The 19,956-nt window shown below is 44.0% G+C and carries 17 protein-coding genes; 1 reads left to right on the forward strand and 16 read right to left on the reverse strand.

Annotated features, from left to right (window positions below; all coding sequences use genetic code 11):
- Positions 1-36: 36 nt before the first annotated feature.
- The 16 genes from dnaE to rpsB form a co-directional block, all read right to left on the reverse strand.
- Positions 37-3,516, reverse strand: a complete 3,480-nt coding sequence (dnaE, locus tag Q5H80_RS10535; protein WP_304564713.1) for a DNA polymerase III subunit alpha — start codon at positions 3,514-3,516, stop codon at positions 37-39.
- A gap of 160 nt (positions 3,517-3,676) precedes the next feature.
- Positions 3,677-4,297 carry a ribonuclease HII gene (gene rnhB / locus Q5H80_RS10540; protein WP_012604594.1) on the reverse strand — a complete coding sequence of 207 codons (621 nt, stop codon included), beginning with the start codon at positions 4,295-4,297 and terminating at the stop codon, positions 3,677-3,679.
- Between the two features lie 48 nt (positions 4,298-4,345).
- Complete coding sequence (gene lpxB, locus Q5H80_RS10545) at positions 4,346-5,542, reverse strand: lipid-A-disaccharide synthase (protein WP_304564714.1); 1,197 nt, start codon at positions 5,540-5,542, stop codon at positions 4,346-4,348.
- A gap of 129 nt (positions 5,543-5,671) precedes the next feature.
- Positions 5,672-6,460, reverse strand: a complete 789-nt coding sequence (gene lpxA / locus Q5H80_RS10550) for an acyl-ACP--UDP-N-acetylglucosamine O-acyltransferase (RefSeq protein WP_009847407.1) — start codon at positions 6,458-6,460, stop codon at positions 5,672-5,674.
- Between the two features lies 1 nt (position 6,461).
- Positions 6,462-6,914, reverse strand: a complete 453-nt coding sequence (fabZ, locus tag Q5H80_RS10555) for a 3-hydroxyacyl-ACP dehydratase FabZ (protein ID WP_009847408.1) — start codon at positions 6,912-6,914, stop codon at positions 6,462-6,464.
- A 93-nt stretch (positions 6,915-7,007) separates the two neighbouring features.
- A complete protein-coding gene (gene lpxD / locus Q5H80_RS10560; protein ID WP_304564715.1) occupies positions 7,008-8,039 on the reverse strand; it encodes a UDP-3-O-(3-hydroxymyristoyl)glucosamine N-acyltransferase in 1,032 nt (343 codons plus the stop codon).
- 5 nt (positions 8,040-8,044) lie between these two features.
- On the reverse strand, positions 8,045-8,545 hold the full coding sequence (locus Q5H80_RS10565; RefSeq protein WP_009847410.1) for an OmpH family outer membrane protein: 501 nt from the start codon (positions 8,543-8,545) through the stop codon (positions 8,045-8,047).
- Positions 8,546-8,572: 27 nt separating this feature from the next.
- On the reverse strand, positions 8,573-10,978 hold the full coding sequence (bamA, locus tag Q5H80_RS10570; protein WP_304564716.1) for an outer membrane protein assembly factor BamA: 2,406 nt from the start codon (positions 10,976-10,978) through the stop codon (positions 8,573-8,575).
- Between the two features lie 48 nt (positions 10,979-11,026).
- Positions 11,027-12,385, reverse strand: coding sequence for a sigma E protease regulator RseP (gene rseP / locus Q5H80_RS10575; RefSeq protein ID WP_017103660.1), 1,359 nt, complete (start codon positions 12,383-12,385; stop codon positions 11,027-11,029).
- A complete protein-coding gene (gene ispC, locus Q5H80_RS10580) occupies positions 12,382-13,590 on the reverse strand; it encodes a 1-deoxy-D-xylulose-5-phosphate reductoisomerase (protein WP_304564717.1) in 1,209 nt (402 codons plus the stop codon). The genes rseP and ispC overlap by 4 nt, the downstream gene beginning before the upstream one ends.
- A gap of 51 nt (positions 13,591-13,641) precedes the next feature.
- A complete protein-coding gene (locus Q5H80_RS10585) occupies positions 13,642-14,484 on the reverse strand; it encodes a phosphatidate cytidylyltransferase (protein WP_304564718.1) in 843 nt (280 codons plus the stop codon).
- 16 nt (positions 14,485-14,500) lie between these two features.
- On the reverse strand, positions 14,501-15,253 hold the full coding sequence (locus Q5H80_RS10590) for an isoprenyl transferase (RefSeq protein WP_086715188.1): 753 nt from the start codon (positions 15,251-15,253) through the stop codon (positions 14,501-14,503).
- Positions 15,254-15,351: 98 nt separating this feature from the next.
- A complete protein-coding gene (gene frr, locus Q5H80_RS10595) occupies positions 15,352-15,909 on the reverse strand; it encodes a ribosome recycling factor (protein ID WP_009847417.1) in 558 nt (185 codons plus the stop codon).
- Positions 15,910-16,007: 98 nt separating this feature from the next.
- The gene (gene pyrH / locus Q5H80_RS10600) at positions 16,008-16,739 is read right to left on the reverse strand and encodes a UMP kinase (protein WP_009847418.1); all 732 of its coding nucleotides are present in this window, start codon (positions 16,737-16,739) and stop codon (positions 16,008-16,010) included.
- A 156-nt stretch (positions 16,740-16,895) separates the two neighbouring features.
- A complete protein-coding gene (tsf, locus tag Q5H80_RS10605; RefSeq protein ID WP_009847419.1) occupies positions 16,896-17,741 on the reverse strand; it encodes a translation elongation factor Ts in 846 nt (281 codons plus the stop codon).
- Between the two features lie 137 nt (positions 17,742-17,878).
- A complete protein-coding gene (gene rpsB, locus Q5H80_RS10610; RefSeq protein ID WP_009847420.1) occupies positions 17,879-18,610 on the reverse strand; it encodes a 30S ribosomal protein S2 in 732 nt (243 codons plus the stop codon).
- 456 nt (positions 18,611-19,066) lie between these two features.
- Here rpsB and map point away from each other — a divergent pair, with 456 nt between their 5' ends.
- Positions 19,067-19,945, forward strand: a complete 879-nt coding sequence (gene map / locus Q5H80_RS10615) for a type I methionyl aminopeptidase (protein WP_086049914.1) — start codon at positions 19,067-19,069, stop codon at positions 19,943-19,945.
- Positions 19,946-19,956: the final 11 nt, after the last annotated feature.

The following is a 19,956-nucleotide window of genomic DNA, read 5'->3' on the forward strand; positions in this document are numbered from 1 at the left end:
CTTGTTGATTCAGCTCCGCGTTTACAGAGCTAAATTTTAGTTAAATTCGAGTTCTACTTGGCTATTTCCAAGCAGCTGTTTTAATTCGTCTAGTAATGTATCACTTGGCGTCACACGCCATTCTGTGCCCAATGTTAACCGCGCTCTAGCGTCGGCACGTTGGTAGTATACATTGACTGGGACCGTTCCGGCTCTATAAGGTTCTAAGATTTGACTAAAGCGTTCAAAAAATTGACCGTTAATTTGGGATTGCTCGATAGATATCGACACCCCACGAGCATATTTCTCACGGGCGCTTCCTAAGTCCATGACCTCGCGCGCGGACATTTTAAGCCCACCATTGAAATCATCAAAGCTGACCTGTCCAGAAACGACCACAATTTTGTCTTTTTCGAGCAATTCTGCGTAGCGATCGAGCGCATCAGAGAACAACATCACTTCCATCCGACCCGATCGGTCATCAAGAGTCATCAAACCGATTCGAGTTCCGCGCTTCGTGGTCATTACCCTAGCAGCAATGACCAAACCTGCAATTGTTAAAGACTGATCACGACGTGTCGGTGTCGCATCTTTCAAGCGACAGCTGGTGTATTTCGCAAGTTCTTTAATGTAGGCATTCACCGGGTGACCCGTTAAATACAAACCAAGCGTTTCGCGTTCACCTTCAAGCCAAACCTTTTCAGGCCATTTAGGCACTTGAGTATACTTGTGTTCAACCTCTTCCGGAGCGTCGGTCAACACACCAAACATATCAGATTGACCGAACGACTCAGCATGGTGATGTTGGCTTGCTGCCTTAACCGCATCTTTCAAAGATGCCATCATCGCCGCCCGGTGAGGACCTAATCTATCTAAGGCTCCAGATAGAATCAACTTTTCAATAACACGTTTGTTGACCTTCTTCAAATCAAGACGAGCACAGAAGTCGAATAAGTCTTTAAAGTAGCCCCCCTTATCTCGCGCTTCGATGATCGCTTCAATAGGCCCTTCACCTACCCCTTTTATCGCTCCAATGCCATAAACAATCGCACCATCTTCATCGACATTAAAGCGGTATAGGCCCGAGTTGATATCAGGTGGAAGAAGCTTGAGCTTCATACGGAAACACTCATCGACAAGGCCAATAACCTTTTCGGTGTTATCCATATCCGCGGTCATTACTGCTGCCATAAACTCCGCTGGGTAGTGAGTTTTCAGCCATAGTGTTTGATAAGAAACCAATGCGTATGCTGCAGAGTGAGATTTGTTGAAGCCGTAGCCCGCAAATTTCTCTACCAAGTCAAAGATCTTCATGGACAGTTCGCCATCAACACCATTGGCTTCAGCACCTTCTTTAAAGGTACCGCGCTGCTTTGCCATCTCTTCTGGCTTTTTCTTACCCATTGCACGACGCAACATATCCGCTCCGCCAAGGGTATAACCCGCCAGGATCTGAGCGATTTGCATTACCTGTTCTTGATACAGGATGATGCCGTAAGTCGGTTCTAATGTTTCTTTTAACGACTCGTGTTGCCACGTTTCATCAGGGTAAGATACTGCCTCTCGTCCGTGTTTACGGTCGATAAAGTTATCTACCATGCCTGATTGCAGAGGGCCCGGACGGAACAAGGCCACCAATGCGATGATATCTTCAAAACAGTCGGGTTGCAGACGCTTGATCAGATCTTTCATACCGCGTGATTCCAGTTGGAATACCGCAGTCGTTTCTGAATTCTGTAATAGGTTAAATGACGCTTGATCATCCAGAGGAATCGACTCGATACGAACCGGCTCTTTCCCCTCTTTCGCCAAGCGAGGGTTTACTAGACCTAGTGCCCAGTCGATGATGGTCAGTGTACGCAGCCCCAAGAAGTCAAACTTAACCAAGCCGGCGGTTTCAACGTCATTCTTATCGAATTGCGTTACCGGGAAATGACCTTCTGCATCGGCATAGATAGGTGCAAAATCAGTGATCGTGGTTGGTGAGATAACAACACCACCCGCGTGCTTGCCAGCATTTCGCGTACAACCTTCAAGGATGCGACACTTATCAATCAGCTCACGAACTTCTTCATCGCCGTCGTAGAGTTCTGGCAAGGCAGGCTCAGCTAGGAATGCTTTCTCTAGCGTCATACCCGGATCAGGCGGAACCAGCTTAGAAATTCGGTCAACAAAACCAAATGGGTGGCCTAACACACGACCAACGTCACGGATTACCGCTTTTGCCGCCATAGTACCGAAGGTGATGATCTGAGAAACGGCATCACGGCCGTACATTTCAGCTACGTGGTCAATAACTTGGTCACGTTTATCCATACAGAAATCGATATCGAAATCGGGCATGGATACACGTTCTGGGTTCAAGAAACGTTCGAACAGCAAGTCATATTCAAGTGGATCAAGATCGGTGATATCAAGCGCGTAAGCCACCAAAGAACCGGCACCAGAACCACGACCAGGGCCTACTGGTACATCGTTATCTTTTGACCACTGGATGAACTCCATTACGATCAAGAAGTAACCTGGGAAACCCATGTTATTAACTACTTCTAGCTCGATTTTAAGTCGCTCATCGTATTCAGGCCTGCGTTCAGCTCTGACTTTTTCATCAGGAAACAGGAATGCTAAACGTCGCTCAAGACCTTCTTCTGATTTTTTGATCAGGAAGTCTTCAATCGCTAAACCTTCCGTTGGGAAGTTAGGTAGGAAGTACTCCCCTAAACGTACAGTCACGTTACAACGCTTGGCGATCTCAACACTGTTCTCTAATGCTTCAGGAATGTCTGAGAACAGCTCACACATCTCTTCTTCGCTACGTAGATACTGCTGTGGGCTGTAGTTTTTTGGTCGACGTGGATCAACCATGGTAAAGCCGTCGTGAATCGCCACACGGATTTCATGGGCGTCAAACAAGTCTTCAGAAATGAATACCACTTCGTTGGTCGCAACAACTGGCAGGTCTTCTTGCTCAGCCAGTTCCAACGCAAAGTGCAGATAAGACTCTTCGTCCGTACGTCCAGTTCGAATGAGCTCCAGATAAAAACGGTCTGCGAAATGTGTTTTGTAAAACTCAACGCTGCTTGCAACCAACTCTCGATTGCCTTTCAGCAACGCTTTACCAATCTCACCTTCTTTTGCACCCGATAAAAGAATCAGACCTTCCGCATGTTCAATCAGCCACTCTTTATCAATAACAGGCTGATGCTGCACATGGCCACGAAGGTAAGCTTTTGATATTAATAACGTTAGGTTGTTGTAGCCTTTATTACTCGTTGCAATCACTGTGAGTTTTGTCAATTCATCGCCAAAATCAGGAGACTGCATCAAGAAGTCAGCACCAATAATTGGTTTAACCCCACACCCATGGGCAGTACCGTAGAATTTCACCAAACCGCACAGGTTGGTAAAGTCGGTCAATGCTAGAGCTGGCATACCCATTTCAGCGACTTTTTTAACTAATGGTGGCACCTTGGATAGGCCATCCACCATCGAAAAGTCACTGTGTACGCGTAGGTGAACAAATTTTGGATCTGACATTATTTTTCCTGAGTTCTAGGTTTGAGCCTAGGATTACAACTGTGTGTATTCTATTTTTTTCTAGCGTCACTAAGCAACTTTATTCGATGCCAAGCTCCAATCAATAGGAAGCGCTAATCAACGTAAAGCTCTAATCTATATAGAGCATATTCAATTCGCTCTAATCTATGCCAAGAATACGTTTTACTGGCTTAAAGCTTTTGCGGTAATGCTCGGTTACGCCATGTTTTTCAATCGCTTCAAAATGCGCTTTTGTCGGGTAACCTTTATGTTTAGCAAAACCAAACTCTGGATGAAGCTTATCAAGTTCTTCCATCTCTTGGTCACGAACCACTTTAGCGATGATAGACGCTGCGCTGATTTCAGCCACCCGTAAATCCCCTTTCACAATAGCCAGACCGGCCATCGGTAGCTCAGGGACTCTGTTTCCATCTATTAGCGCCATATCAGGTTGAACACTCAGCCCGGCAATAGCACGCTGCATAGCGACCATAGTCGCTTGTAAGATATTCAACTCATCAATTTCTTGTGGGGAACAACGACCCACAGACCATGCCAAGGCTTTCTCTTTAATTTCAGGAAGCAGAGCAAGGCGCTTTTTCTCAGACAGTTTTTTTGAATCGTTCAAGCCTTCGATTGGGTTATTCGGATCGAGGATAACCGCGGCAGTAACTACATCACCAACTAACGGCCCACGCCCCACTTCATCAACACCAGCGAATAACTGGTAGCCTTGAGGATACTCAAAAGGAGGAAATTCTTTTTTCTCTTTTACTGCCATGACAATTCTCTTTGTAACTGTTAAGCAAATGCTTTTGAAAGAAGCACTTTATGATTCAACAAACTCTCGACCGATCAATTTCAGAACTGCGTTAGCCGCCTGTGTGTCAGCATCTTTACGAATCCAGTGATGCATTTCAGTAAAGCGTTCAATAAGTGGCGCGTTGTCCGTTGAAAGCATCTTATCGACCGATGGGAAAAGGTAATCTGGGTGACACTCTTCAAGAATGTGTTCTTTTACGATTTCTTCACCCGCTAGGATATTCGGTAACGAGACAAATTCTGTGATCGACAATTTCTTAACGATATAGCCAGTGAGCTTGTTGACCTTGTAGCCAACGACCATTGGGCGTTTCAGCAACATACACTCAAGGGCAACAGTACCAGAAGCTAACAAAACAGAATCAGCAGCAGTAATCACATTGGTAGCCGTATCTTCTACCAAGGTAAATTCAAGTTCAGGTGCCGTCGATTGCCAAATCTCTGTAAATTGTTTCTTGCGCTGTTCATTAACCAATGCAACAACAAAATTGATATCAGGGTACTTTTGCTTAATGCGCTGACAAGTTTCGATAAATGGTTGAGCAATCAAACTCATTTCACCACCACGGCTACCTGGCAATACCGCTAACCACGGCTTATCTTGATCTAAACCTAAAAGTTCGCGAGCCTCTTTCTTATTCGGCTTCAGTGGAATGGTATCAGCCAACGTGTGGCCAACGAATTCACAAGCAACGTTATATTTATCATAAAACGCTTTTTCGAATGGTAAGAAAGCCAGTACCAGATCGGTTGCTTTGTCGATTTTAAAGATACGCTTTGGACGCCATGCCCATACTGAAGGGCTGACATAATGAACAGTCTTAATGCCCGCATTCTTAAGATCTAATTCAAGTCTTAGGTTAAAGTCTGGCGCATCGATACCGACGAATACATCTGGCGGGTTTTGAGTAAAATACTTAACCAGCTCCGCTTTCACTTTTAGCAAGCGAGGTAAACGACCAAGCACTTCTACAAGCCCCATCACTGCAAGCTCTTCCATTTCGAAAAGAGACTCACAACCAAGCGCCTTCATTTTTGGTCCGCCAATACCCACGAATTCAGCATTCGGATATTGTGATTTGATCGCTTTAATAAAGCCTTCGCCAAGCGTGTCACCAGAGAGTTCTCCGACAACGATACCTACACGCAGAGGTTCATTCGAAACAAAGTCCAAGCTATTGGTTGCTGCTTCTTGCTGTGCCATAGTTTTCTAATTCCCTTCTTGCCTAAAACAAAAAAGATCGCCTAACGAGTAGCGATCTTTTTGTTATACCAATCTAGTGAGGTAACTATTGTCATACTCATATTGATTGGTACATAACCACATCAAGTATTAACGAATAATACCGCGCTCAGAGCTCTCTAACATTTCTAACATAGGAGTTACCGAAGCAAACTCTTTCGCCATTTCAACTAAAGCAGCTTTCGCTTCTTCAAGTGTTTTGCCTGAACGGTATAACTCTTTGTACGCTTTCTGTAATGCTCGAATTTCTGGTTTCTCAAATCCGTTACGCTTCAAGCCCACTAGGTTGAGGCCGAATGGAGCGGCATGATTACCCTGTGCAAGCACGTACGGCAGTACATCTTGAACAACTGCAGAACAGCCGCCAATGTAAGCGTAAGCACCAATAGAACAAAATGGGTGAATAGCAGAAAGCGCCATAACGCCAGCATAATCGCCAACGGTTACGTGGCCACCAAGAATAGCATTATTACCAATGTGAGTATGGTTACCAACAATAACATCGTGCGCTACGTGAGCATTTACACAAAGTAAGTTATCATCGCCAATCACAGTGGTAGCTTTGTCTTGAGTTGTACCTCGGTGGATCTGAACTGCTTCACGAATCACATTACGGTCACCGATCACAACAGTTGTATCTTCACCACCGTATTTCTTATCTTGGTTTTCTTCTCCAATCACTGCGTGTGGGAAGATTCGGTTTTGCTTACCAATTGTCGTGTGACCTTTGATCACAACATGCGACATCACTTCAGTGTCGTCACCAATTGTCACGTTACCAGCAATGTAAGTGAAAGGACCAACCGTCACGTTAGCACCGATAGTTACATCACCTTCGATTACTGCTGCCGGGTGAATTTTCGCTGTTTCATGAATCATATTAAAACTCTCTACGAGCACATTTAAGTTCAGCTGAACATACAACTACGCCGTCAACTTTAGCCACACCGTTGAACGATGCAATGCCACGACGTTCTTTTAAGAACTCAACTTCGATAACCAATTGGTCACCTGGCACTACTGGCTTGCGGAACTTCGCTTTATCTACGCTAGCAAAGTAGTAAAGCTCATTACCAGAAGGTGCACCAAAAGATTTAAATGCTAGAAGACCTGTTGCTTGCGCCATTGCTTCTAAGATCAACACGCCTGGGAATACAGGAAGTTGTGGGAAGTGGCCTGTGAACTGAGGTTCGTTAACAGAAACATTCTTAATCGCAGTCAGTGTTTTTTCTTTTTCAAAGCTAGTCACACGATCAACCATTAAGAATGGGTAGCGATGAGGTAATAGTTCCTGAATTTCAGTAATGTTCATCGTTGTCTGTTCAGTAGTCAAAGTCGTATTCCTATGTATATTCTTTATTTAATGAGAAGGATTATAAACGAAAAAGACTCGCTGTACGCGAGCCTTTTATTAGAAATGCTGGAATTATGATTCCGCGCTCTTCTCGATAAGTTTTTCAACGGTTTTCAAACGCTTGTTCATTTCATCAATACGATGAACTCGCGTTGCTGTTTTACGCCAATCTTTATTTGGCTGCAAAGGAATACCTGAAGAGTACATGCCTTTTTCGGTGATACTGCGCATTACCATCCCCATACCGGTGATTGTAACGCCGTCAACGATTTCTATATGACCATTAATCACACAACCGCCACCAATAATACAGTACTTACCTATCGTTGTGCTGCCGGCGATGATAGTACCACCTGCAATAGCAGAACCATATCCGATGTGAACATTATGAGCTATCTGAAGTTGATTATCTAAGATAACGTTATCTTCAATGATAGTGTCATCTAATGCGCCACGGTCAACGGTAGTACACGCGCCAATTTCTACACGATTACCAACACGAACTGAACCGACTTGTGGGATCTTAACCCACTCACCTTTCTCGTTCGCATAACCAAAACCATCGGATCCAATCACAGTACTAGATTGAATCAAACATGCTTCGCCAATCACCACTTCATGGTAAACACTTACGTTAGCCCAAAGCTTAGTGCCTGCGCCAATTTTTGCATTTTGACCAATAAAGCAACCAGCACCGATAACGACGTCATCACCAAGCACTACGCCAGTTTCAATCACAGCATTGGCACCAATAGACACATTTTGTCCAATGGTCGCGTCTTCTGAAATTGAAGCAGAATCAGCAATAGCCGCAGCTGGCGCTGGCGTGGTATCAAGCGCTTGAGCAACCTTAGCAAAAGCAACGTAAGGGTCGCTGACCACAATAACGTTGGTCTTACAGAGTTCACGCTCGCTCGCTTTAACCATAATAGCGGACGCTTTACAGTCACCTAGGTGTTTGCTGTACTTCACGTTAGAAAGGAACGTAATGTTACCTTCTTGTGCTTTATCCATAGGAGCGACTGCCGAAACGGTAACTGTACCGTCTCCGTGTAGCTCTCCACCGGTAATCGTTGCCAATTCGGCTAAGGTCAGATTCTTCATAAAACTTATTTCAGTGATTTAATTACTTTTTCAGAGATGTTGTATTCTGGCTTGCCGTACTGCAGAGCTTGAATATCAACGATCATGTCGTAGCCTTCTTTCTCTGCAACTTTAGTTACAGCATCTTGAATAACTTTGAATAGCTTCTGCTTCTCTTGTGCTTCACGACGTTGGCTTGCTTTTTCTAGTGCTTGAGCTTTGATTTTGTATTTGCTGTCTAGTTGACCGACTTCAATACGAAGTTTCTCTACTTCATCAGGCCCTAATAGCTCACCATCACGCTTAAGCTTTTCAATCTTGGTTTTCGCTTCAGCTTGGATACTCTGTAGCTCAGCGGCTTTATCTTTAAACTCTTCCTGCATTTTTTGAAGAACAACTTCACGCTGAGGTAGAGCCTGGAATACTTGTGCAGTGTTTACATAGCCTACTTTTTGCGCAGCTTCAGCCGCTGTTGCAAAGAAAGAAGAGCTAAGAACTACAAGGCCTAAACCTGCTGCTTTAATCATATTTTTCAAAATATTGTCCTTTAAAGATTAGAAAGTTCTACCAATGGTGAATGTGAAGAATTCTTCGTCATCACCTTCGTAGATTTTGATTGGTTTCGCTAGAGAGAAAACCAATGGTCCCATCGGTGACATCCACTGAAGAGCGGCACCATAAGATGAACGGTAATTTGTTGGGTCAGAGTAATCGTAGTAGTACTGTTGACCGCTATTCGGTGCGCCACGGTCTACGAATTCGGTATCCCATACACTTGCCATATCGAAGAACACACTAGTTCGAATCTGACTGCGCGCTTCATCAGAAGCAAATGGTGTTGGTACGATTAACTCTACGCTAGCCAAAGCAACCGCATTACCACCAACCGAATCATCAGTTGCGGAATTATACGTCGGGTTGTTACCCGTGCTGTTTCCGTAAACAGCTTTTGGACCAGCTGAGTTAGAACCAAAACCACGTAGTGTTGTAAAACCACCCGCGTAGTAGTTCTCGTAGAATGGGAATAAGTTATCATTACCATCCGTTTGACCATAACCGTTACCATAGCCTAATCGACCACGCATCAATAGTGTGAACTCATGCTTTTTAGTCAACGGAATGTAGTGTTTTACATCGTATTGCGCTTTGAAGTATTTCGCATCCGAGCCGGGTACGGTTATTTTCGCGAAAGCACGTTGATGGTTACCTTCAGTAGGGAAGAAGCCACGGTTAAGGTTGTTGCGCGTCCAAGAGATATTGATATCGAAGTCATCGGTTAAGATGTGCTCATCACCGTATTGGTCGATACTTCTTGCAAACTGTTCAACTTGAATATAAGTCGGAACGTTGCCGATCTTGTTGTGCGTATAACCAAAACCATACTCGAGACGGTTAAGCTCATCCATAGGGAAACCCCATGTTAAGCTCGTACCATAACTTTGGTTGGTATAATCGACAATACCCGCTTCAGAGGCTTCAAATTCGTTGTAGAAGACTTTCCCTCCCATACTCACACCATCAAGGTTCCAGTATGGGTCACGGTAATCTAAGCTCACGTTCTTTTGGTAGTCATTCATCATGGCGCTCACGCCAACACGGTTACCTGAACCTGCAAAGTTATCTTGCTGTAAACCGACCTGGAAGCTGACACCCGATTCAGTACCGTAGCCAACACCGAAGTTGACGCTACCCGAGTTAGCTTCCTTAACGTTGTAAACCAGATCCACTTGGTCTTCACTGCCAGGAACACGTACCGTTTGCACATCAACCGTTTCAAAAAAACCTAGACGGTTAAGACGGCTCTTACCTGTATCAATCGACTTGGAGTTCAGCCAACTGCCTTCCATTTGACGCATTTCACGACGCAGTACTTCATCTTTCGTTGAGTTGTTGCCCGTGAATCGAATATCACGAACGTAGATACGGCTGCCCGCTTCTACATTGATAACCAACGACACTTCTTTGGTCTCATCGTCAAATTCAGGAATCGTACGAACTTGTGGATACGCATAGCCAGATTCGCCTAGAATTCGTTTTACGCTCTCTTCTAAAGACGTTACAGAAGAACCGTTATATGTATCGCCATCTTCGAATGGTACTAACGCTTCAAAGTCAGCCTCGCGGCCGATAAGTTCACCACGGAAAGAGACATCTTTAACGGTATAAGCTTCGCCTTCATCTAGGCCTAGAGTGATGTAAACACCTTTCTTATCAGGAGAGATCGCAACCTGAGTCGAATCGACCTTAAACTTAAGGTAACCACGGTCAAGGTAGTAAGATTTCAACGCTTCGATGTCACCTGCTAATACTTGCTTCTGGTATTTTTCATCCGCAAGAAAATTCCACCATGCAACATCAACGTTCAAGTTGAAACGACTAAGTAGATCAGCGTCAGAGAAAACTTCGTTGCCGATAAAGTTAATTTGCTGAATCTTAGCGGACACGCCTTCAGTAAACACAAACTTAAGGTCAGAACGGTTACGAGGCAGAGGCGTCACTACGGCTTTTACTGTCGCGTTGTATTTACCAACACTGTAGTAAAAATCTTCAAGGCCTTTCTCAATGTTACTCAGCGTAGTACGGTCAAGGGCTTCACCTTCACGAACACCAGATGCATCTAGGTTCTGTTGAAGCTGTTCTTCTTTAATCGCTTTATTACCAGAGAAGGAGATGCTTGCGATGGTCGGTCGTTCTTTGACTTGAACAACTAAAACATCATCATCGCGAAGGACTTTAACGTCCTCAAAGTTCCCTGAAGCATACAGTGCACGAATGATCTCAGATACATCGCCGTCATCCACTTCATCGCCAATACGTACTGGCATTTTCAGTAGAGCTGCACCAAGTGCAACACGCTGTAAACCTTCGATCTTGATATCTTGAACTACAAAGTTTTGTGCTCCGTTCGCAGCCACACTAGTGGCCAATAGACTTGCGAACAGAATTTGCTTAATCGCCATACTTATTCTAATTATTCCTTGCTACTACCAATGCCTGTGAGAAACCATTCACAGACGAGTAAAATCATTAAATATTGCCAGAGCCATCAAAGAGAAGAGGATTGCGCCTCCCACTCTGTATCCCATTTCTTGAACTTTTTCAGGTACAGGTTTACGAGTAACGGCCTCAATAGCGAAAAAGAGCAAATGTCCGCCATCAAGCATAGGCAGCGGAACTAAATTAATAATACCCAAGTTAACACTAATCAGAGCTAAAAAACCTAAGAAGTAAACCAAACCGTAATCGGCGGTTGCCCCTGCGCCTTTAGCAATTGAAATTGGGCCACTCAAGTTATTTAAGCCAACATCACCAACGATGAGCTTCTTAAGCATTGTCAGCGTCAAACCTATGATTTGACCTGTTTTATCAAATGCTTTTCCTACAGACTCAATTACACCAAATTGTAACTCAAAGCGATAATCTTCTGGCCATTCTGCGACTTCGGGAGCAATACCCGCATAGCCGATTGTAGAACCATCAGAAAATTCGCGACTATTCGGCGTCATAACCAATGACCGCTCAACACCATTTCGTAATACGACAAGGTCCAAGGGCATCATTGGGTGTGAACGGATTAATTCAACAACCGACTTCCACTGCTCAATAGGCTGACCATTAATTTCTACAATTTTGTCGCCAGATTCTAGCCCTGCAGAATAGGCAGCACCGTCATCAATTACTTGAGCGAGCACTGTCGATATCTCTGGAGAATACGGTCTAAAACCAAGCGTTGTCATTGCTGACTCAGTTTCTGGGTTAAACGACCAGTCAGAAATATCCAATGTTATCTGTTGTTCAAAGCCGATGTCGTCTTGAGAAGAAACAGTTACAGTCATGGACTCATCACCAATATGTGATATCAAACCCAAGTTTACTGATTCCCAATCTGCGGTTTTGATTCCTGAAATAGATTTAAGTTCCATTCCAGTTTCAATTCCGGCTTGTGCCACGATAGATTGAGGTGTTACCTCGCCAATCACAGGCTTAACTGCCGGCACACCGATTAAAAATACTAACCAATACGCAAAAACGGCAAAGATAAAGTTGAACGCTGGACCAGCACCCACTATCGCCGTGCGTTTCCACAATGGCTTTTTGTCAAAAGCGTATTGCTGTTCATCTTCAGAAAGGTCGTCAACACGGCCATCAAGCATCTTAACGTAGCCGCCCAATGGAATGACTGACAAGCTGTATTCCGTTCCGTCACGGCCAACTTTACTCCAGATCGATTTACCAAAACCAATCGAGAATTTTTCTACTTTCACACCGCAGCGACGAGCAACCCAAAAGTGTCCAAATTCATGAACAGCGACCAGAATACCAAGCGCTACAATAAAGGATGCGAAGTTCCACAGAATTCCACTCATGCTAGCTGCTCTTTTATAAATTGAATGGCTATTTGACGAGACATATTATCGAGCTCGAGAAGGCTTTCCAAGCTATCTAAGCCCTCAGAGTTATGTTGTTCACATACTTTGTTCATAACATGCTCGTTAATGATAGCAATATCGGTAAACTTCACTTGATTGTTCAAGAAAGCATCGACTGCAATTTCGTTTGCCGCATTAATCGCTGTTGTTGCATGCTGACCCAAATAGCACGCCTCAATGGCTAATCTCAAACATGGGTAACGAGTTAAATCAGGCTCTAAGAAGGTAAGCTCGCCCACTTTGGTGAAATCCAGAGGCTTAACACCCGCTTCTGTACGTTCAGGATAAGACATCGTCAAAGCGATTGGCGTTGCCATATCGGGTTCGCCCATTTGAGCGAGCACCGAGCCATCCTTGTACTGAACCATAGAATGAATCACAGACTGAGGGTGGATAATGACTTTGAGTTGCTCTTGAGAGGCATTAAATAGCCACTTAGCCTCAATGTACTCTAAGCCTTTATTCATCATGGTTGCTGAATCGACAGAGATCTTAGGGCCCATTGACCAGTTTGGGTGTGCAATCGCTCTCTCAGGTGTGACCGAATCTAACTCTGCAACATCCGTATAGCGAAAAGGGCCACCAGAGCCTGTCAAAAGGATATGATTGATACCATTTTCTTCAAGGTCACAACGGCCTAGCTTGGTTTGCACATTCTGAGGTAAGCATTGAAAGATAGCATTATGCTCGCTGTCGACAGGAAGCAGTTCAGCACCGTACTTCTCTACGGCGTCGATAAACAACTGTCCAGACATCACCAACGCTTCTTTGTTAGCCAGCAAGATGCGCTTACCAGCCTTAACCGCAGACATCGTAGGAAGCAAACCTGCCGCACCCACAATAGCAGCCATTACCGTGTCCACTTCATCTAGAGAAGCGACCTGACACATGCCTTCAGAACCAGAAAGAACTTTGATGTTTGGGTAATTCGCAGACAACACTTCTGTCAGCTTAGATGCTGCATCAGGGCAAGCCATAGCAACATAGCTTGGTTGCCACTTTTCAACTAACGCCAGCATCTTTTCAACATTCGAGCCAGCAGCCATTGCTACAACCGAATAGAGGTCTGGGTTTTGTTCAACGACTTTTAGTGTACTTGCACCAATTGAGCCGGTAGCGCCAAGGATAGTTAGATTTCGCATCACATATGACCGTAGAAATGTAATAAAGGGCAGAATCACTGCCCTTTTTTATTAGAATGCTAAATAAAGCAGAGCAAAGACAGGGAATGCAGCCGTTAAGCTATCTATTCTATCAAGTATACCACCATGACCAGGAATAAGATTACTGCTGTCTTTCACCCCAGAAACACGCTTAAACATGCTTTCAACAAGATCACCAAGAACAGAAATAACGACGGTCACAAGAGTAATAACAATCATGTGGAGAGGACTTGTGAATTGGATATCAAACAAGTCGGCAAAGATCCAGGCCATGATCACTGCTGTAATGATGCCACCAATAAGACCTTCAATCGTCTTATTAGGACTCACTGCAGGGGCCATTTTGCGCTTGCCAAAGCTCTTTCCTGAAAAGTAAGCACCACTGTCCGCAGCCCAAACAAGCAAGCAAACGAACATCACCAATTTTGCACCGTGGTAAGGATCAACATCGATACCGTTAGCACGCAGGATAACCACACTCCAGAAGAATGGTAGCAAAGTCAGCACGCCAAATGCGTGACGAAGAATGGATGAGTCTTTCCATGCAGGCATAGACTTAGGATAAGTCACTGCCATACCACTCGCGATTACCCACCAAATTGAACCAATCGTTAGAATGGCGTAGTGAACACTCGATAAGTTATTAAGACTAAATGCATCAAAAGGTATAAAAGCAAAACTTGCAGCACTTACCACAACTGTTGGAATCAACGCTAAATAACGTGATTTGCTTTCAACAAACTGAGTCCACTCCCAAAAACCCAATAGCGAGATTACTGCTAGTGAAAGAATAAACGTGGGAAGTGATAACTCGAAAATACCTAGAATAACTAGGGGAGCTAAAATCAACGCCGTAATAATTCGTTGTTTCAAACCAAAAAAATCCTTATTAACTGTCCATCAGAGCTTTAATTTGCTCACCGGTGCATCCAAAACGACGCTCGCGGTTTACAAACCAAGTCACAGCTTCTACTAAGCTATCTTCATTAAAGTCTGGCCAGAATTGTTCAGTGAAATACATTTCGGCGTAAGCCAATTGCCAAAGCATAAAGTTACTAATGCGGCACTCGCCACTGGTGCGGATAAGTAAATCGACTTCTGGAATATCTGCCATAGTCAGGTGCTGTGTAATCATAGCTTCATCAATGTCTTCTACATTAATATCGCCAGACTTAACCTGTTGAGCAATCGAAGTCATCGCTTGCTGGATATCCCACTTACCGCCGTAGTTAGCCGCAATGTTAATAACCATACCGGTATTAGTGCTAGTCAAAGCTTCCGCTTCTTCTATCTTCTTTTGTAGTCGATCATTGAAACGACTTTTATCACCAATAACACGAAGTTGTAGATTATTTTTATGAAGCTTTTTTACTTCACTCGACAACACTGAAATAAACAGTTCCATCAAGATGCCGACTTCTTCTTCAGGACGACGCCAATTCTCACTGCTAAACGCAAAAAGAGTTACGGCTTTAATGCCAAGTCTGGCTGCTGAAGATATGGTTTTTCGAACGGCTTGAACGCCATTTTTATGACCAAAGACGCGAGGCTTACCCTGAGCTTTTGCCCAGCGACCATTACCATCCATAATGATAGCAATATGTTTAGGAAGAGAGTCTGTGAACGCTTGAGAATTATGCATAAAAGAGTGAATCAAATTCTAATAGTCGAACAGAATAGCATAAAAAAACGCTGCACCGTGAGTACAGCGTTTTTCCTGAAAGAAAAGAATATGGAAAATTAAACTTCCATCAACTCTTTTTCTTTAACTGCTAGAACTTCGTCTACGTTCTTAACCGCAGCGTCAGTTAGCTTTTGAATTTCGTCTTGTGCTTTACGATCTTCGTCTTCTGAAATTTCTTTGTCTTTAAGAAGCGCTTTTAGATCGCCATTCGCGTCACGACGGATGTTACGGATAGCAACACGGCCACCTTCAGCTTCACCACGAACGATTTTAACTAAGTCTTTACGACGCTCTTCCGTAAGCGGTGGAAGTGGAACGCGAATAACCGTACCTGCAGACATAGGGTTTAAGCCTAGGTCAGAAGTCATGATTGCTTTTTCAACAAGAGGAGTTAGTGTTTTATCAAACACTGTAATTGCTAGTGTACGTGCGTCTTCAGCAATAACGTTAGCTACTTGAGTCAAAGGCGTTGGTGCGCCGTAGTACTCAACGGTAAGACCAGAGAGTAGGCTCGGGTGAGCTCGGCCTGTACGGATTTTTTGTAGGCTGTTTTTTAGTGCATCAACACTTTTTACCATGCGCTCTTGAGCGTCTTTTTTGATTTCGTTAATCACAATTTCACCTTGATTATGTTCTTTCTTCAAGAAAGCTTTTTATTTGGAGTGATAAGGATAAGCTTACCGAAGCATTATACTTCAGTAAGCCCGAAAAATTAGTCAGCGTCGCTGATTAATGTACCTTCAGTTTCACCCATAACCACGCGACGTAGTGCGCCTGGCTTATTCATGTTAAATACACGGATTGGCATTTTGTGGTCACGTGCTAGCGTAAATGCGGCCAAGTCCATTACTTTCAATTCTTTCTCAAGAATTGTGTTGTAAGACAACGTATCATACAACTCTGCGTCTGGGTTTGCTACTGGGTCAGCAGTAAATACACCATCTACTTTTGTTGCTTTTAGAACTACGTCGGCTTCGATTTCGATACCGCGTAAACATGCAGCAGAGTCTGTAGTAAAGAATGGGTTACCAGTACCTGCAGAGAAGATCACAACACGACCTTGACGTAGTTGGCTGATTGCATCTGCCCAGTTGTAGTCGTCACATACACCTTTAAGAGGAATTGCAGACATTACACGTGCGTTTACATAAGCACGGTGCAGAGCATCACGCATAGCAAGGCCGTTCATTACCGTTGCAAGCATCCCCATATGGTCACCAACAACACGGTTCATACCCGCTTCTGCTAGGCCTGCGCCACGGAATAGGTTACCACCACCGATAACAACACCAACTTGAACGCCTAGTTCAACTAATTCTTTTACTTCTTGAGCCATACGATCAAGGATCGTTGGGTCAATACCAAAACCTTCTTCGCCTTGTAGCGCTTCACCGCTAAGTTTTAACAGAATACGTTGATACGCTGGTTTAGGGTTCGTAGTCATGGAGCTTACCTTCCAAAGAGTTGATGATTAACAGTCATGGATAAAAACTGAAGAGCTCAGTTTGCATTCATAACAGCTAAAAGTCGGAAATAATTCATTATTCATAAAAAGACCGCAGCATTTGCCACGGTCTCTTTTCAAACAATACGCTAAGGATTAACCTTTTTGTACCGCTGCAACTTCGTCTGCGAAGCTCATTTCAGCTGCTTTCTCGATACCTTCACCAACTTCTAAACGAACGAAGGTAGTAACTGATGCGCCTTTCTCTTTAAGAATATCAGCAACAGTTTTCTTAGGTTCCATGATGAAAGCTTGACCAGTAAGAGATACTTCGCCCGTGAATTTCTTCATACGGCCGATAACCATTTTCTCAGCGATCTCTTGTGGCTTGCCTTCGTTCATAGCGATTTCAACTTGAACAGCTTTTTCTTTTTCTACTACGTCAGCAGGTACGTCAGATGGGTTAACGTACTCAGGCTTAGAAGCAGCAACGTGCATAGCGATGTGCTTAAGCGTTTCAGCTTCGCCTTCACCAGCAACAACAACACCGATTTTCTCGCCGTGACGGTAAGAAGCTAGTGCAACACCTTCAACAAGCTCAACACGACGGATGCTGATGTTCTCACCGATCTTAGTTACTAGAGCGATACGTGCGTCTTCAAACTTAGCTTGAAGTGCAACGATGTCTAGACGTTCAGCTAGAGCAACTTCAGCAACTTCGTTAGCGAATGCAAGGAAACCTGCATCTTTAGCTACGAAGTCAGTTTGGCAGTTCACTTCAAGAAGAGCAGCAACGCCAGCTTCTTCTTTAATGATGATTGCGCCTTCAGCAGCAACGTTACCAGCTTTTTTAGCTGCTTTCGCTGCGCCAGATTTACGCATGTTTTCAATTGCTAGCTCGATGTCGCCTTCAGCAGCAACAAGCGCTTTTTTACATTCCATCATGCCCGCAGCTGTGCGTTCACGAAGTTCTTTAACTAGAGCTGCAGTTACAGTTGCCATTCTCTATTCCTCAGTAAATTCTAAAAAAGATAAAAAACAGGGGCCTAATTAATTGGCCCCTGATATTGACTGTATTCAGTTCTTAAGCCATCGATTATGACCGCTTAATATGAACTAAATATGGCTCAGAGCCGCTATTATTCAGCTTCTACAAAACCGTCTTTTTCAGCAGCTACAGCAGCAACATCTTTGTTACGACCTTCTTTAACCGCGTCTGCAGCAGCGTTTAGGTAAAGCTGTACTGCACGGATTGCATCATCGTTACCAGGGATAACGAAGTCAACACCGTCTGGGTTAGAGTTAGTATCAACTACAGCGTAAACTGGGATACCTAGGTTGTTTGCTTCTTTAACTGCGATGTGTTCGTGATCAGCATCGATAACGAATAGAGCGTCTGGAAGGCCGCCCATGTTCTTGATACCACCAAGAGACTTCTCTAGCTTCTCCATTTCACGAGTGCGCATTAGAGCTTCTTTCTTAGTAAGCTTGTCGAAAGTACCGTCTTGAGCTTGCGCTTCAAGTTCTTTCAGACGCTTGATAGATTGACGAACAGTTTTGTAGTTCGTTAGCATACCGCCTAACCAGCGGTTGTTAACGTAGAACTGGTTGCTGTTGATAGCAGCTTCTTTAACAGCTTCAGATGCAGCGCGCTTAGTACCAACAAAAAGAACTTTACCTTTCTTCTCGCCAACTTTAGCGATTTCAGCTAGAGCGTCGTTGAACATTGGTACAGTTTTTTCTAGGTTGATGATATGTACTTTGTTACGAGCACCAAAGATGAATGGCTTCATTTTTGGGTTCCAGTAACGAGTTTGGTGACCGAAGTGAACACCAGCTTTAAGCATATCGCGCATTGATACAGTTGCCATTTTAAAATCCTCTATGGGGTTAGGCCTCCACATCCCCCATGAATCCGACCCCTAACAACTAACCACTTTTCAGCCGTTATCTGTGTTGTTGAGGCACCCCGGAACATGTGTCGGAATGTGTGTGATTTAAAGAAATAAGTTAGTGGACACAAAGCTTGTTTCGCCAATTAGAGAAAACAGTCCTGATGTCCGGCGCGCTTTATACCATATTTTGTCTATCTATGGCTAGAAAAAAATCTAAAAATGGCGACTGCTATACTGAACCCTATTAGCGGATTTCACCGATAAATCGCGGCCTAATCAAATCGATTCAGCATCGTCTTACAGAGCAATATCGGCTTAAGTTAGTAGTATCCACCAGCATTGTATGGATATGGGAATGTTGCGCTAAAATGCAGCACTGCTAGAATAGCCCCAATATGCACACTTAGGTGCTACCAAATTAAGAGATATGCAATGGCTGTAAAAATTAAAACTGCTGAAGAAATTGAAAAAATGCGCGTAGCCGGCAAGCTGGCTTCTGAAATTTTAGAGATGATTGAACCTCACATCCAAGTGGGTACAACGACAGAAGAGCTTAACCAAATCTGTCACGAGTACGCTCTAGAGAGAGGCGCATACTCAGCACCACTTGATTATCACGGTTTCCCTAAGTCTATCTGTACGTCTATCAACCACATTGTATGCCACGGTATTCCAGCATCACAAGATGAGACTGGTAGCACAGGTCAATTCAAACCTGCAGTATTGAAAGATGGCGACATTCTAAACGTTGATATCACTGTGATTGTTCCTGATGACGAAAATGCAGACCTAAGCACTCGTCCGCAAGGTTACCATGGTGACACATCTAAAATGTTCCTTGTGGGTGAAGTGTCACCAGCAAACAAACGTCTATGCATGGTTGCTCAAGAAGCACTTTACGAAGGCATGCGTCAGGTTAAACCAGGCGTTCAGCTTGGCCAAGTTGGTACTGCTATCGAGAAGTACATCAAGACAAACAACAAGAATAACCCACGCGCTAAGTTCTCTATTGTAAAAGATTACTGTGGTCACGGCATTGGTTCTGAGTTCCACGAAGATCCACAAGTCGTTCACTACAAAAACAGCGATCGCACAGTGCTAAAAGCAGGCATGTGTTTCACAATCGAGCCAATGATCAATGCTGGTAAATTTGGTTGCCGTCTAGATGACGAAGATAGCTGGACAGTGTACACAGCAGACAGCAAGAACTCTGCACAGTGGGAACACACACTGGTTGTAACTGAGACAGGTTGTGAAGTCCTAACACTACGCAGCGACGATACGATTCCACGTATCATGAAGAACGCTTAGTTCAACAAACA

Source organism: Vibrio sp. SNU_ST1 (genome assembly GCF_030563405.1).
Classification (GTDB): domain Bacteria; phylum Pseudomonadota; class Gammaproteobacteria; order Enterobacterales; family Vibrionaceae; genus Vibrio.

Bases quoted from the DNA above. Each gene is read 5' to 3' on its own strand.
- dnaE (WP_304564713.1), bottom strand. From the start codon at position 3,516: ATGTCAGATCCAAAATTTGTTCACCTACGCGTACACAGTGACTTTTCG.
- rnhB (WP_012604594.1), bottom strand. From the start codon at position 4,297: ATGGCAGTAAAAGAGAAAAAAGAATTTCCTCCTTTTGAGTATCCTCAA.
- lpxB (WP_304564714.1), bottom strand. From the start codon at position 5,542: ATGGCACAGCAAGAAGCAGCAACCAATAGCTTGGACTTTGTTTCGAAT.
- lpxA (WP_009847407.1), bottom strand. From the start codon at position 6,460: ATGATTCATGAAACAGCGAAAATTCACCCGGCAGCAGTAATCGAAGGT.
- lpxD (WP_304564715.1), bottom strand. From the start codon at position 8,039: ATGAAGAATCTGACCTTAGCCGAATTGGCAACGATTACCGGTGGAGAG.
- Q5H80_RS10565 (WP_009847410.1), bottom strand. From the start codon at position 8,545: ATGATTAAAGCAGCAGGTTTAGGCCTTGTAGTTCTTAGCTCTTCTTTC.
- bamA (WP_304564716.1), bottom strand. From the start codon at position 10,978: ATGGCGATTAAGCAAATTCTGTTCGCAAGTCTATTGGCCACTAGTGTG.
- rseP (WP_017103660.1), bottom strand. From the start codon at position 12,385: ATGAGTGGAATTCTGTGGAACTTCGCATCCTTTATTGTAGCGCTTGGT.
- ispC (WP_304564717.1), bottom strand. From the start codon at position 13,590: ATGCGAAATCTAACTATCCTTGGCGCTACCGGCTCAATTGGTGCAAGT.
- Q5H80_RS10590 (WP_086715188.1), bottom strand. From the start codon at position 15,253: ATGCATAATTCTCAAGCGTTCACAGACTCTCTTCCTAAACATATTGCT.
- pyrH (WP_009847418.1), bottom strand. From the start codon at position 16,739: ATGACTACGAACCCTAAACCAGCGTATCAACGTATTCTGTTAAAACTT.
- tsf (WP_009847419.1), bottom strand. From the start codon at position 17,741: ATGGCAACTGTAACTGCAGCTCTAGTTAAAGAACTTCGTGAACGCACA.
- rpsB (WP_009847420.1), bottom strand. From the start codon at position 18,610: ATGGCAACTGTATCAATGCGCGATATGCTTAAAGCTGGTGTTCACTTC.
- map (WP_086049914.1), top strand. From the start codon at position 19,067: ATGGCTGTAAAAATTAAAACTGCTGAAGAAATTGAAAAAATGCGCGTA.